Raw genomic sequence first — 13,521 nt, 5'->3', positions numbered from 1 at the left:
TAAGTGACTTTTTAGTCGTTATTTTTCTTAACCAACTGTAACTTGTTTGGACTATTTCAAAAATATAAACTAATTTTCATAGTAGGAAGTGAGTCAAATTTGTTAATTTTATACCTTAGAAAACTTGTAAACGCGTGCATTTTCGCCTTTGACAAAAAGTGTGCTATAATAAATCTGATATATTGTTTGGGCGCACCATAAAAGCTAGCGTTCAAGCTACGGAGACGCGATTTCCGTATGAATTTTTCGAAAGAATAGGTAGAAATAAATTGACTAAATTACGCGAAAACATCAGAAACGTTGCGATTATTGCCCACGTCGACCACGGTAAAACAACTTTGGTTGATGAGTTACTTAAACAATCACAAACGCTTGATGCCCGTACAAACCTTGCTGAACGCGCAATGGACTCTAACGCCCTTGAACAAGAACGCGGGATCACAATCCTTGCTAAAAATACAGCTGTAGAATATGGCGACACACGCATCAACATCTTGGACACACCAGGACACGCGGACTTCGGTGGTGAAGTAGAACGTATCATGAAAATGGTCGATGGTGTTGTTCTTGTCGTAGATGCTTATGAAGGTACAATGCCTCAAACACGTTTCGTGTTGAAAAAAGCTTTGGATCAAAACTTGACACCAATCGTTGTCGTGAACAAGATTGATAAACCATCTGCACGTCCACAAGAAGTTGTAGATGAAGTGTTGGAACTTTTCATCGAACTTGGTGCCGACGATGATCAATTGGACTTCCCAGTTGTTTATGCTTCAGCTATTAATGGATCATCTTCATTGAGCGATGATCCCGCAGATCAAGAAGCAACAATGGATCCAATCTTTAATACAATCATCGAACACATCCCGGCTCCTATCGATAACTCTGATGAACCTTTGCAATTCCAAGTTTCTCTCTTGGACTACAATGATTTCGTGGGTCGTATTGGTATCGGACGTGTTTTCCGTGGCACAATTAAAGTTGGGGACAATGTAACACTGTCTAAACTTGATGGTTCAACTAAAAACTTCCGTGTAACAAAACTTTTTGGTTTCTTTGGCCTTGACCGTCAAGAAATCACTGAAGCAAAAGCAGGTGACTTGATTGCTGTTTCTGGTATGGATGATATCTTCGTAGGTGAAACTGTTACACCTACAGATGCCATTGAACCATTGCCAGTTCTCCACATTGACGAACCAACACTTCAAATGACTTTCCTTGTAAATAACTCACCATTCGCAGGCCGCGAAGGTAAATGGGTAACTGCACGTAAAGTTGAAGAACGTTTGCAAGCAGAACTTCAAACAGACGTATCACTTCGTGTTGAAAATACTGATTCACCAGACAAATGGATCGTTTCAGGTCGTGGAGAATTGCACTTGTCTATCCTTATCGAAACAATGCGTCGTGAAGGCTATGAACTTCAAGTTTCACGTCCAGAAGTTATCGTTAAAGAAATTGACGGTGTAGAATGTGAACCATTTGAACGTGTACGTATTGATACACCTGAAGAATACCAAGGATCAATTATCCAAGCCCTTTCAGAACGTAAGGGTGACATGTTGGACATGGAAATCACAGGTAATGGTCAAGCACGTCTAGTCTTCTTGGTTCCAGCACGTGGTTTGATTGGTTTCACAACAGAATTTATGTCAATGACACGTGGATATGGTATCATGAACCACACATTTGACCAATATATGCCAATGGTTAAAGGAACAATCGGTGGACGTAGCCGTGGTGCTTTGATCTCTATGGACCAAGGTTCTGTAACATCTTATGCTATGGGATACGTACAAGAGCGTGGTACACTTTTTGTTGACGCGGGTACAGAAGTTTACGGTGGTATGATTATCGGTGAGCACTCACGTGATAATGACTTGACAGTTAACGTGACAAAAGCTAAACAACAAACAAACGTTCGTTCATCTAATAAAGACTCAACTTCAGTCCTTAACGCTTCTAAAATCTTGTCTCTTGAAGAATCATTAGAATTCTTGGGTGATGACGAATACATGGAAGTAACACCAGAATCAATCCGCTTGCGTAAACAAATTCTTGACAAAGCAATGCGTGAAAAAGCAACGAAAAAGAAAAAAACTGCTGAATAATAGTTTGCATATGGCGCTTGAAACAGCAGAGGAATTTGAGGAAAGACTAAGAAGCCAAAAATAAGGAGAAAAGCATGTTTTATCTGATACTTTTAGTTTTATTTGCCTTGGGCTATATCTTTTTAATGCCGAAGGATGTGAGAAGAAGTGCAGATATCTTTGTTTTTGCATCTGTGTCTGTCCTCATCGTGGCTGTAGCCATCGGTCAAGCGGTCAGTCACCGTGCTGCTTTATATGAAATTGCAATGGTGATTGCACTCTTAGCCCTCGCTGTTAAGGCTCTTGTGGAAATTGAAAAATTATAAAATAAGAAATAGTTTGTCTCGGGCAGACTATTTTTTGGAGGTTACATGGATATAGAGAAAATCGAAAAAGCCTTTGGATTAGTTCTTGAGAATATCATGGCAATTCAAGCAGAGCTCTTGACGGATTTTTATGATGCTTTTGTGGAACAAAATGCAGCTTACTTAGGCGCTTTAGAATTTGCGTCACTGACGAAGGAAAATAATGATAAGGTTCGTTCAATGAACCTCACGAAAAGTGAATGGCAAAAGCTGTTTCAGTTTGTTTTGCTTCAGGGGTCACGTGTCGCACCAATGCAGGCAAATCATAATTTAACTCCGGATTCTATTGGTTTCATCTTTAATTTTATCATTGAGGAGTTACACAAAGAAAGAAAGATTCGTTTACTAGAATTTGGCTCAGGAACGGGGAATTTGGCGGAAACGCTTTTGGTTCACATGCAAAAAGAAGTAGACTATGTTGGTTTTGAAGTAGATGACCTCTTGTTGGATTTGTCCGCTTCAATGTCAGAAGTCATGGGAACAGAAGCAAGTTTTCTCCAAATCGATGCCGTTAAACCACAGCCCTTGGAACCTGTGGATGTTGTGATGAGTGATCTCCCAGTTGGTTATTATCCAGACGATGAAACAGCCAGCCATTTTCAAGTGCATGACAAATCAGAACATACCTATGTGCACCATTTAATGGTTGAGCAATCTTTCAAATATCTGAAAGAGAGTGGTTTTGCGCTCTTCTTAGCTCCAGATAATCTTTTGACAAGTGCACAGTCTGAGTTTTTGAAGGCTTGGATTAAAGAGCATGCGCATGTTGCTGCAGTTATTACATTACCTTCATCACTCTTTAAAGGTGCAGGGAAATCAATTTATTTATTAAGTAAAAACCAGACAAATACACCGACTTTTGTTTACCCCTTGTCTGATTTAGCAGACCGTTCTATTTTGCAAGAATTTATGTCTGAGTTTGTGAAAAATGTTAAGATTTGACCAAAAACTCTTGGCCAGTCACTGCCTTCAAATTGGTTTTGTGATATAATTTAAGAGAAATTTGAAAGAAGAAGGATAGATAAAATGACAAAAACTCTTGCGGTTAATGCTGGTTCATCATCAATGAAATGGCAAATGTATGAAATGCCAGAAGAAAAAGTTCTTGCAAAAGGTTTAATCGAACGTATTGGCTTGAAAGATTCAGTCACAACCGTTAAATTTAATGATCAAAAAGAAGAACGTGTGTTGGATATTGTAGATCATACACAAGCCGTTCACATTTTACTTGAAGACTTGAAACGTTTCCATATTGTTGAAGAATTTTCAGAGATTACAGGAGTAGGTCACCGTGTTGTCGCTGGTGGAGAGTTATTTAAAAAATCTACTTTGATCGATCAGGAAGTACTGAAACAAATTGAAGAGCTTTCACCGCTTGCTCCCCTTCACAATCCAGCAAATGCTGCTGGTATAAAGGCTTTCTTGGAGTTGTTGCCTGAAGCAACAGCGGTAGCTGTTTTTGATACGGCTTTCCACACAACAATGCCTGAAAAAGCTTTCCGTTACCCATTGCCTAAAAAATATTACACTGAAAATGCAGTGCGTAAATATGGAGCACACGGAACTTCACACATGTTTGTGGCACAAGAAGCTGCAAAAATGTTAGGCAAAGATATTAAGGATACAAAAATCATTACTGCTCATATCGGTAATGGGGGCTCAATCACTGCTGTAAAAGGTGGCAAGTCCATCGACACTTCAATGGGCTTCACACCCTTAGCAGGCATTATGATGGGAACACGTACAGGCGATATGGATCCTTCTGTTTTCCCTTATCTTATTGCTAACGACGATTCACTCAAGGATGCTCAAGACGTTGTCAACATGATGAATAAAGAGTCAGGACTATTTGGTGTTTCTGGTTTGTCTTCTGATATGCGTGAAATTATTACTGCTCGTGATGCTGGGGATACAGATGCAGCCTTAGCATTCGAAATGTATGTTGATCGTATTCAAAAATTCATTGGTCAATACTTGGCTGTTTTGAACGGTGCCGATGCGATTGTATTTACAGCAGGTGTAGGGGAAAACTCAGCTCCAGTACGTGAAGGCGTCTTAAAAGGTTTGTCATGGTTTGGTATTGATGTTGACTTCTCTAAGAATGTTTTTGGATTTGAAGGAGAAATGTCAACACCAGAATCACGCGTTAAAGTCTTTGTTATTCCAACTGATGAGGAGCTTGTAATTGCACGCGATGTTGAAGCGGCAAAAGCGAAATAAAATAAAACGGCGTGTAAAATGCCGTTTTTTTAATATTTCTTTTAAGATATTTTTTAAAGTTATGTTATACTAGTAAGACAAAAAGAAAACACTTACATATTGAAGGGATTTTTAAAATATGGAAAAAACACTCGCTGTTAACGCTGGATCATCATCACTAAAATGGCAACTTTATGATATGCCAGAAGAAAAAGTTATTGCTAAAGGTATTTTTGAACGTATTGGTTTGAAAGATTCTATTTCAACAACGAAGTTTGATGATCAAGTGCATAAAAGAGAGCAGGATATTGTTGACCATCGTCAAGCAGTCTTGCTTTTGATGGACGAGTTGATACATTTTAAACTCATTAGTAGTTTCCGTGAGATTACAGCTATTGGTCACCGTGTTGTTGCGGGTGGAGAATTTTTCAATACGTCTACTGTAATTACTCCTGAAGTTTTAGAAGAGATAAAAAACCTTTCAACTTTAGCCCCTCTCCACAACCCAGCAAATGTGCTAGGGATTGAGGCTTTTAAACGATTACTTCCAGATGCACTTGCTGTAGCTGTCTTTGATACAGCTTTTCACACGACATTGCCAGAAAAAGCCTTCCGTTATCCCATTCCAACAAAATACTATACCGACTATGCTATTCGTAAATATGGAGCGCATGGAACTTCACACATGTATGTGTCACGTGAAGCAGCAAAAGTTTTAGGGAAACCACTAGAAGACTTAAAACTTATCACCGCTCACATTGGTAATGGTGCTTCGATTACTGCTATTGAAGGCGGAAAGTCTGTTGATACTTCAATGGGCTTCACACCACTAGCGGGTGTTATGATGGGCACACGTTCAGGAGAAATGGACCCTTCGGTGATTTCTTATATGCTTGAAAGTGATCCTAGCCTACGCTCAGCGCAAGATGTTATTGATGTGCTCAATAAAAAATCTGGCTTACTTGGTGTATCAGAGTTTTCAAGTGATATGCGTGACCTAGAGGAAGCACGTAACGCTGGCAATGAAAAAGCTATCCTAGCTTATGAAATGTTTATTGACCGTTTGAAGAAATTTATCGCACAGTACTTCGGGGTCCTCAATGGAGCAGATGCACTTATCTTTACAGCAGGTATTGGGGAAAACGATACTGATGCTCGTCGTGATATTGTAGCAGGCTTGTCCTGGTTTGGTATGGAAATTGACCCAGAAAAGAATGTCCGCGGGGCAAATGGCATCATTTCTACTCCAGAATCACGTGTTAAAGTTTTGGTTATACCAACAGACGAAGAATTGGTTATTGCGCGTGATGTTGAAGCTGCAAAAAATAAATAATCTTGTTAAAAGACCATATGGTCTTTTTTTCAGCTAAATTTTATGGTAAAATAGTAGGGATAAAAAAGAATAGAGAAGAGATAGGTAACTATGGCTGATATTAAATATAAACGCGTACTTTTGAAACTTTCTGGCGAAGCTTTAGCTGGAGAAAAGGGTTTTGGAATTGATCCTGAAACAGTGAAAAAAGTTGCTGAAGAGCTCAAAGAAGTATATGCTCTTGGTGCAGAAATCGCCATTGTTTGTGGCGGTGGAAATATCTGGCGCGGCGTGACCGGTGAAAAAATCGGTATGGAACGTGCCCAAGCAGATTATATGGGCATGCTAGCTACGATCATGAACGGCTTAGCTCTTCAAGATACACTTGAAGCACTTGGTGTACCTACTCGTGTTCAAACAGCTATCGAAATGAAAGCTGTCGCAGAGCCTTATATCCGCCGTCGCGCTGAACGACACCTTGAAAAAGGTCGTGTCGTTATTTTTGCAGGTGGAACAGGTTCGCCATACTTCTCCACAGATACAACATCAGCACTTCGTGCAGCAGAAATTAATGCGGATGTTATTTTAATGGCTAAAAATGGTGTCGATGGTGTCTATAATGCAGATCCAAAACTTGACGAAACAGCAGTTAAATTTGACAACCTTACACACATGGACGTCATCACAAAAGGTCTTCACGTTATGGACTCAACGGCTTCAACAATGTCAATGGACAACCACATTCCACTTGTTGTCTTCAATATGAATGAATCTGGAAATATTAAACGTGTTGTTCAAGGTGAAGAAATCGGAACAACTGTAGAATAAATTTATAATAAAATAAAAAGGAAAAATCATGGCAAACGAAATTATTGATAATGCAAAAGAACGTATGAATAGCTCATTGAACAGCTTGCAACGTGACCTTGGTCACATCCGTGCAGGTCGTGCCAATGCGAGCTTGCTCGACCGCATCTCTGTGGAGTACTATGGCGCACCAACACCACTAAATCAAATGGCATCAATCACAATTCCAGAAGCGCGTGTTTTGATGATTACACCATTTGATAAAACAATTTTGAAAGATATTGAGCATGCCTTGAATGCTAGTGATATTGGAATTACACCAGCAAATGATGGTTCAGTTATTCGCTTGGTTATCCCAATGTTGACAGAAGAACGTCGTAAAGAGTTAGTTAAAGAGATGGGTAAATACATCGAAGGTGCTAAAGTTGCAATCCGTAACATCCGTCGTGATGCTATCGATACAGCGAAAAAACAAGAAAAAGCAAAAGAAATCACAGAAGATGATTTGAAAGTACTTGAAAAAGACATTCAAACTATAACAGATAATGCTGTTAAAGAAGCAGATAAAATGGCTGCTGAAAAAGAAAAAGAACTTTTGGATGTTTAAGTTTGTATCGTCATTTGATTGTAAAAGATTTTATTCTATATAATCGAGAGAGAGCAAAAAAAAACAATCAGAAATAAACGGCTCTGCGGAGCCGTTTTTAAGGAAACAGAATGAATAATTTATTAGCAACAACATTTTCAGCGATTATTACAGCTGAGAATGATCAATTTTACTTTTTGCAGAAAGATGATAATATCATACGTCTTGCAAAATCAGAAGGCGAACACCAGGTAGGGGATATCGTCACAGGTTTTGCCTATGTGGATAAATCTGACAAAATGTGCATGACAACGCAAGAACCAACAGCAACACGTGGAAAATTCGGCTGGGGCACAGTGACCGATGTTCGTCGTGACTTGGGCGCTTTCGTTGATATTGGTTTAGCTGGGAAAGATATCGTGGTTTCGCTTGATGATCTTCCGCTACCAGAAGATAAAGATCAATGGCCTAAAAAAGGGGATAAGCTCTTTGTTAAAATCGTCGTTGATGCGAAAGATCGTCTTTGGGGTAAATTAGCTTGGCACCAAGATTTCTGGGAAATGTCAGGACCGGCCTATGACAATATGCAAAACCAAGACTTACGCGGGATTGTTTACCGTAACAAAGAAACGGGCTCTTTCGTCTATCTTCCAGATAATAATATGCTTGGTTTCATCCATCCTAACGAAGCTTTTGGCACACTCCGTATCGGGCAAGAGCTTCAGGTACGTGTCATTGGCTTCCGTGATCAAGACCGTAGTTTAAACCTTAGTGCGAGACCACGTGCTTATGAAATGTTGGATGCTGATGCACAGATGATTCTCGCATATCTTGAGAGTATGGGTGGAAAAATGCCTTTTAATGATAAGTCAGCGCCAGATGATATCAAAGCGACATTTGGTATATCTAAAGGACAATTTAAAAAAGCGCTTGGCGGTTTGATGAAGAATAAAAAAATTAAACAAAGTCCAGAAGGTACAGAGCTCATTTGATAAAAACACTAAAAAGTTGGATTCATCCAGCTTTTTTTTCCCATAAATAAAAGCCGTTTGGAATTTAAAGAAAAAAATAAGTGCATGATAGAGTGAGTTTTGTTATAATATCTTCAACTAAGAAGAACGGGGAAAGAGTATGAGTAAAGAAAGAGCAATATTTGCCGGTGGATGTTTTTGGTGTATGGTACAGCCCTTTGAGGAACAAACAGGGATTCTTGCTGTGACAAGTGGTTATACAGGCGGTCATGTTGATAATCCAACTTATGAGCAAGTTTGCAATCATCAGACAGGCCATACTGAGGCAGTGGAGATTATCTTTGATAATGAAAAAATCACTTACAAAGATTTAGTGGAACTTTACTGGGAGCAGACCGATCCAACCGATATGTTTGGGCAATTTGAGGATCGTGGCGATAACTATCGTCCAGTTATTTTCTATACTGCTGACTCACAGAGAGAAGTCGCTGAAAAGTCAAAAGAAGCACTTCAAAATTCTGGACGTTTTGATCAGCCTATTGTTACCACAATAGAACCCGCACAAAAGTTCTGGCCGGCAGAGGATTATCATCAAGGATTTTATAAAACAAATCCTGAGCGTTATGCTTTGTCTAGCCGTTTACGTCATAAGTTTTTGGAGGAAAACTGGAAATGAGACAGCCTTTTTATACTTATTTGATGCGTCATCGGGCGCCAGTTGAGGTGGATGACGTTACACGTTTGGCTAATCTTGCCTTTGCGGATACACAGTTTCCCAAACAATCGAAAGACTTTGACGAAGTGTCCACATACCTGGAAACCTATGCCCCTTTTTACTTTAACTTGGGACTTTTTGACGATATCTGGGCAATGTACCTAGAAGCCTAAAAATGGAGGAAAACACAATGAAAATGGCACACACCTGTTACCGCGTCAAAGACTTGGACGCTTCAATCAAGTTTTATCAAGAAGCTTTTGGTTTTGAGGAAAAACGTCGTTGTGACTTTTTAGAATATGAATTTACTTTAGTTTATTTGACTTTACCTGGTGATAACTACGAATTAGAATTGACTTATAATTACAATCATGAAGCGTATGATTTGGGTAATGGCTATGGACATATTGCTATTTCGGTTGATAATTTGGAAGAACTGCATACAAAACAAAAACAAGCAGGGTTTGAAGTTACCGAACTTAAAGGGCTTCCTAACTCCGACACACGCTATTACTTTATTATTGATCCAGATGGCTATAAGGTTGAAGTGATTGCAGAGTAAATAAAAAAGAATAAAAAGACTGAATTATTTCAGTCTTTTTTTGATTTTCGCCTAAATGTAGCAGCCGCATTTTTCAAGCTTAAAGTATTTCTACTTTTTCATGAAAACTAAATGTAGAGGGAAAATTATCAGAGGATTCTCGTGTTAGACTAATAAATATAAAATAAAGGAAGGAGGCTAAAAAGTACTGTTGTCCTAGAAAAAAATAGTTGTATTTGAAAGGAAGCTTTATTATGAAAATCAAAAAAATTATTGCCGTATCAACTTTAGGGCTAGCTCTTTTTGGGGCAAGTCAGATTGCGACTGCTGAGAAAATATCTGCCGATGGTGTTTTTGGCGATAGTGTTGAAAAGATGGAACGTGCTGTTCGTATTTTGCAAAATAATTTTACGAAACACGGCAAACAGGTGGCATATTATAAAACTTTTCCAGATGCCGCTTTGGGGAAGAAAACCTTGACATCAGAGTATTATAATTGGGCTGTAAAGCATCAAAGCACTGCTTATGTCCAAGGCGGAGGAAATCAAAGTAGTGGCTGGTATCCGGCAGGTTATAAAGTTTGGGTATCTTCTACAGGTTATCGTTATGGAGGATATAGCTGGGGCTATCAGGCAGTTGGAAATAAATGGTAAATCGTGATGAATAAGCTGTTGAAATTTACCTTATTACTCCTTTTTTCTTTGATTACTTGCATGATTGCTTATATGCGTTATACCGATAAAGAAGCCACACGGTTGAGGGAAGCTGTTCAACTTCCAAATTATACCCAGATTTATCAGCCCAAAATAAATAATCCCAATAATGACCTTAACGACCTTGATGTGAAGGTAGAGTTTATAAATCGTAAAGATTTTATTAAGGCAATAAAAGAGGTTTCGCAAGAATTTGATGTTCCTTTTATTATCCGTGTGCGTTTTCTAGGGCATAAAAATGATGGAAAAGGTAATGTTGATTATGGATCCCCTCTATCAAATATTACTTATTTTGAAACACACTATCATCCTAGAAAAGAAAAGAAGTTTAGAGACCTCGATTATAAGGTAAAGATAAATAATAGCCCTATAGAAGATTTGACAGATGAGCAATATCAAGGAGCCAGTATATTTTTCAAATCTGACGATAAAAAAAGAGTTTTAGAAGCTTTATCCCAAAAGTTTAATCAAATCTCAAAAGTTCAAACAAGCTCTGCCAGTTTAGAGAATCAGCCGTCATGGTATATTCCGAGCAGTCCAATTATTAGAGTCAGTGATATCTATGTATTCCTTATTAAAGTTGTTCTTTTCTTTTACTTTGTTTTTATGTTTATATGGATAATTTTAAGAAATAAAGAAATAGCTATATTTTCTCTTAATGGCTTGAGCAACTTCATAATCCTCAAACGAATCTATCTTAAATCTTTTGTTGGAACACAGCTTTTGGTACTTTTTTTGGCAAATATACTGATAATAAGAGCAATTGATACAGAATACATAGGATTGATTTTTTTAATTTCAATTTTGAGTGTGTTTGGTGTATTGCTTATTATTGGAGTTATTGTGAGGTTTTCTCTGGCTCAGCAAGTCAATAATAAACCATTTTTTAAAAGATTTTATGTTGCTGTCTATCTTGTCAAGGTATATATTTTTGCAGCAAGTGTAGCAACAAGCATGGGATTGATGCTCTTGTTCAACAGTAGTATAGGAGTGTTGCAATCCTCGCCTATAAAAGGTTATGGTACTTTTCATGGCGGCGGTTCGGGTTATTTAGAAAGTTTGAAGAGTCATACACAGCACGAATCCCTTTTTAAATACATGGAGAATAATGGTGGTTTACACGCTGCAAAGAAATTTTTACCGCAGAAATTTTTGGAGAAATATCAAGGCATGGAAATTAATTCAGCTTATCTTCAAAAATATAAGATAGAAGATGTTAATGGAAATGATATTAAAATCCCGACTGAAACAAGTGAAGCGGTGATTTTAATTAACGAACGCTATAAAGATAAGTTGCATGAGATAAAAAAAGGATATTTGGAACTTCTAGATATGTCTGGTCTTTGGTTTAAAGGAAAGAATAGTCGTTTCATTATCATCAAAGATAAGCAAAAAATACCAGCTTTTCAAGGGGAACGAGGCGGAATTTTTTCTAATGGAAGAAAAGAGGAAATACGAGCAGATATAGTAGAGGTCCATACGGTAAATAATGCGGGAGTAAACACCTACATCAATATGTTTTATAATGGGAACACTCTTGGTGCTTTATTTCCTATTAAGAAAAGTGTGGAAAAAACTTATTTAGATCTACTCCCTAGTTTAAGGAAGGATAAGGTAGAAGCTAGTTTTACTTCATTTGTTTCTAGCTCAAAAATTGCAGAGAATGATATGAAGATGTATATTGGAGAGCGCTGGTCATGGGTATTTATGAACCTTCTAGCATTCATTCTCTTTATCATCATGATACTATCCACAACAATGATTTATTTCAGAGTCAATAAAGAAAAGCTTGCCCTTTTTCGGATACAAGGATTTTTCCGTCTAAGAAGCTATCGCTTTCTATTTATAATCATTATCATTCAAAACATAGTGTTTTTTACTCAATCGATGATTTTAGGCTATGATTTCACAGTCATTGAGGCTTATATACTTTATGCTTTGATTGAGATATTTTTAGTCTTCCACCTCCTCACTTGCCTCGAAAAGAAAGAGTTAGTCAACACCTTGAAAGGAGCATAATACAGCATGATAGAACTGCAAGAAGTGAGTAAAAAGTTTGGGAAACATCAGATTTTTGAAAATTTTTCCCTCAGTATTCCAGCTCAGAAAATGACAGCGATACTCGGAAGAAGTGGCGCCGGAAAGTCCACGCTTCTTAATCTTATCGGACTGATTGAAGGCGCAGATTCTGGGAGGTTATATATATCAGGGAAAAAAGCACCTAAGATAAACAGCAAAGAAGCGTTACTTATGCGGCGCAACCTGATAGCATTTCTTTTTCAAAACTTTGCCTTGATTGAAGATGAGAGCATTGAGCGAAATCTCAATATCTCTCTAGTGTATGAGAAAATAAAAGGCAAAGAAAAGCGACGTAGGATGAGAGAGATTTTAAATCAAGTAGGTATTGCTCATAAGCTAAGCGAAAAAGTATACGCTTTGTCTGGTGGGGAAAAACAGCGTGTAGCTCTGGCGCGTGCTTTGTTGAAACGCAGTAAGATTATCTTGGCTGATGAGCCGACCGGCTCTTTAGATGAACAAAATAGATCCTTGATACTGGGATTGTTACGCCAAGAAGTAGAAAAGGGAAAAACAGTCATCATTGTCACGCATGACCCAGCTGTTGTTGCAGCATGTGATGAATTCGTTGAAATATAGAGACTTGACAAAAACAACTATATTTGGTAGACTGTTTAAGTATGTTTTTAGCATATAGGCGTGGAAGATAGAATGGTCTATCATCATACCACATCACGAAAACAATATTATAAGGAGAAATTTATCGTGGCTAAACAAGTAGAAAAACTCGTTAAATTGCAAATTCCTGCCGGTAAAGCAACACCAGCTCCACCAGTTGGTCCAGCTTTGGGTCAAGCAGGTATCAACATCATGGGATTCACTAAAGAATTCAACGCGCGTACAGCTGACCAAGCTGGTATGCTCATCCCAGTTGTAATCTCAGTATATGAAGATAAATCATTTACATTCATTACAAAAACTCCTCCAGCAGCAGTTCTTTTGAAAAAAGCAGCTAAAGTTGAAAAAGGTTCAGGTGAACCTAACAAAGTTAAAGTTGCAACTGTAACAAAAGCACAAGTTGAAGAAATTGCAAACACTAAGATGGCTGACCTTAACGCTGGTTCACTTGAAGCAGCAATGTCAATGATCGAAGGTACTGCGAAATCTATGGGATTTGTAGTAGAAGGTTAATTTTTAATTAATCAT

The 13,521-nt window shown here is 38.1% G+C and carries 15 protein-coding genes; all 15 read left to right on the top strand.

Features of this window, described 5'->3' with window-relative positions; all coding sequences use genetic code 11:
* Positions 1-269 precede the first annotated feature (269 nt).
* On the top strand, positions 270-2,111 hold the full coding sequence (typA, locus tag lgb_RS09055) for a translational GTPase TypA (protein ID WP_019294233.1): 1,842 nt from the start codon (positions 270-272) through the stop codon (positions 2,109-2,111).
* A 74-nt stretch (positions 2,112-2,185) separates the two neighbouring features.
* Positions 2,186-2,416, top strand: coding sequence for a DUF3165 family protein (locus lgb_RS09050; protein WP_019292242.1), 231 nt, complete (start codon positions 2,186-2,188; stop codon positions 2,414-2,416).
* Between the two features lie 45 nt (positions 2,417-2,461).
* Complete coding sequence (locus tag lgb_RS09045) at positions 2,462-3,397, top strand: class I SAM-dependent methyltransferase (RefSeq protein WP_019292241.1); 936 nt, start codon at positions 2,462-2,464, stop codon at positions 3,395-3,397.
* 84 nt (positions 3,398-3,481) lie between these two features.
* Positions 3,482-4,675, top strand: coding sequence for an acetate kinase (locus lgb_RS09040; RefSeq protein ID WP_019294232.1), 1,194 nt, complete (start codon positions 3,482-3,484; stop codon positions 4,673-4,675).
* 118 nt (positions 4,676-4,793) lie between these two features.
* Complete coding sequence (locus lgb_RS09035; RefSeq protein WP_019294231.1) at positions 4,794-5,987, top strand: acetate kinase; 1,194 nt, start codon at positions 4,794-4,796, stop codon at positions 5,985-5,987.
* Positions 5,988-6,077: 90 nt separating this feature from the next.
* The gene (pyrH, locus tag lgb_RS09030) at positions 6,078-6,794 is read left to right on the top strand and encodes a UMP kinase (protein WP_019292238.1); all 717 of its coding nucleotides are present in this window, start codon (positions 6,078-6,080) and stop codon (positions 6,792-6,794) included.
* Between the two features lie 28 nt (positions 6,795-6,822).
* Positions 6,823-7,380: a ribosome recycling factor gene (gene frr / locus lgb_RS09025; protein ID WP_017368646.1), complete on the top strand. Its 558-nt coding sequence runs from the start codon at positions 6,823-6,825 to the stop codon at positions 7,378-7,380.
* Positions 7,381-7,490: 110 nt separating this feature from the next.
* A complete protein-coding gene (locus lgb_RS09020; RefSeq protein WP_019294230.1) occupies positions 7,491-8,351 on the top strand; it encodes a CvfB family protein in 861 nt (286 codons plus the stop codon).
* Between the two features lie 139 nt (positions 8,352-8,490).
* Positions 8,491-9,006, top strand: coding sequence for a peptide-methionine (S)-S-oxide reductase MsrA (gene msrA, locus lgb_RS09015; protein WP_019292236.1), 516 nt, complete (start codon positions 8,491-8,493; stop codon positions 9,004-9,006).
* Positions 9,003-9,218, top strand: coding sequence for a YozE family protein (locus lgb_RS09010; RefSeq protein ID WP_003133330.1), 216 nt, complete (start codon positions 9,003-9,005; stop codon positions 9,216-9,218). Before msrA ends, lgb_RS09010 begins: the two co-directional genes overlap by 4 nt.
* A gap of 17 nt (positions 9,219-9,235) precedes the next feature.
* The gene (gene gloA / locus lgb_RS09005; protein ID WP_019294229.1) at positions 9,236-9,607 is read left to right on the top strand and encodes a lactoylglutathione lyase; all 372 of its coding nucleotides are present in this window, start codon (positions 9,236-9,238) and stop codon (positions 9,605-9,607) included.
* Between the two features lie 233 nt (positions 9,608-9,840).
* Entirely contained in the window at positions 9,841-10,239 is a 399-nt protein-coding gene (locus lgb_RS09000) for a hypothetical protein (protein WP_019292234.1), read from the top strand.
* A gap of 6 nt (positions 10,240-10,245) precedes the next feature.
* Positions 10,246-12,318, top strand: a complete 2,073-nt coding sequence (locus tag lgb_RS08995; protein WP_249663210.1) for a DUF1430 domain-containing protein — start codon at positions 10,246-10,248, stop codon at positions 12,316-12,318.
* A 6-nt stretch (positions 12,319-12,324) separates the two neighbouring features.
* Complete coding sequence (locus lgb_RS08990; protein WP_019292232.1) at positions 12,325-12,954, top strand: ABC transporter ATP-binding protein; 630 nt, start codon at positions 12,325-12,327, stop codon at positions 12,952-12,954.
* A gap of 126 nt (positions 12,955-13,080) precedes the next feature.
* Positions 13,081-13,506 (top strand): 50S ribosomal protein L11, encoded by a 426-nt coding sequence (gene rplK / locus lgb_RS08985; protein ID WP_003133340.1) that lies wholly within the window; start codon positions 13,081-13,083, stop codon positions 13,504-13,506.
* Positions 13,507-13,521 lie beyond the last annotated feature (15 nt).

This window comes from Lactococcus petauri (assembly GCF_023499275.1).
In the GTDB taxonomy this organism is placed as follows: domain Bacteria; phylum Bacillota; class Bacilli; order Lactobacillales; family Streptococcaceae; genus Lactococcus; species Lactococcus petauri.
Note: the sequence above shows the minus strand (reverse complement) of the source record. Positions and strands in the feature narration are given on the sequence as shown.